We start from the raw sequence: 717 nt of genomic DNA, 5'->3' as shown, positions 1-717 counted from the left end.
CACAACATTGCGGGCAACGCTGTCTGTGATAATGGGGTCATGATCGACCTGTCGCTCCTTACCCAAGGGCGAGTCGATGAAAATGCAAAAAGAGCGTTTGTTGAGCCGGGCTGTACCTTAGGCGACTTAGACGAAGCCACTCAAAAATACGGGTTAGCGACCCCGGTAGGAATTAACTCTACCACTGGTATTGCTGGTCTTACTTTAGGTGGTGGTTTTGGTTGGTTGAGCCGTAAATACGGTATGACGATAGATAACTTAGTCTCTGCAAACGTCGTTACTGCCGACGGACGCCAATTGCTTGCCAGTGAAACAGAAAACGAGGATCTTTTCTGGGCGCTGCGCGGAGGCGGCGGTAATTTTGGCATCGTTACGCAGTTTGAATTCCAATTGCATCCCGTTGGCCCTGAAGTACTGAGTGGTTTGATTGTCTTCCCGTTTGATCAAGCCAAATCGATCATCACGCAGTTTGCAAAATTCACCGAATCTGCGCCAGAAGAGTTAAGTGTGTGGATGGTGAGTCGTAAAACACCGCCACTCCCATTCTTACCTGAAAGCGTTCACGGTAAAGAAGTAGTCGTACTGGCGATATGTTATGCAGGCGACCCATCCGAAGGTGAAAAGCTAATTGCACCACTCAGAGATTTTGGTGACGCACATGGTGAGCATGTTGGCGTACAACCATTTGCTGCATGGCAACAAGCGTTTGATCCCTTG

Annotated in this window: 1 protein-coding gene; it reads left to right on the top strand. The window is 49.0% G+C overall.

Going from position 1 to position 717, the window contains the following annotated elements:
• The coding region (locus tag R7Q46_RS27030) for an FAD-binding oxidoreductase (RefSeq protein ID WP_318078233.1) at positions 1-717 on the top strand (717 nt) is incomplete at both ends.

The sequence above is a fragment of the Vibrio sp. 811 genome (genome assembly GCF_033339195.1).
This window is presented reverse-complemented; position numbering and strand designations above follow the sequence as displayed.